The sequence below is a fragment of the Stenotrophomonas sp. SrG genome (assembly GCF_050031795.1).
Lineage (GTDB): Bacteria > Pseudomonadota > Gammaproteobacteria > Xanthomonadales > Xanthomonadaceae > Stenotrophomonas > Stenotrophomonas rhizophila_A.
The window spans coordinates 1-231 of record NZ_JBNBBE010001650.1 but is presented as its reverse complement, the minus strand read 5'-3'; the positions used below and the strand labels follow the sequence as shown (position 1 = coordinate 231).

Below are 231 nucleotides of genomic sequence, written 5' to 3'. Positions count from 1 at the left end.
CCGCTGAACCAGTCGCCATAGGCTTCGGCGACGCGCCGCGGGGTGTCCAGCAGCCCTTCACGGGTGGGCTCTTCACCGGCCCAGCGCAGCAGGGTGCGCACGGCCGATTCGGCCTCGTCCTGGGTCACCGGGGTCACGTCGTTGTGTTGTTTGCTCATTACAGACCGCACCCGACGGGGGGCGAGCATCGTAGCCGACAGAGCCCCCGGGCGTCCCCCGGGCGGGGGGGGG

Annotated in this window: 1 protein-coding gene; it reads right to left on the bottom strand. The window is 71.9% G+C overall.

Annotated features, from left to right (window positions below):
• The coding region (locus ACQG3P_RS24970) for a GTP cyclohydrolase I (RefSeq protein ID WP_426806546.1) at nt 1–158 on the bottom strand (158 nt) is incomplete at its 3' end.
• Between the last annotated feature and the right edge of the window lie 73 nt (nt 159–231).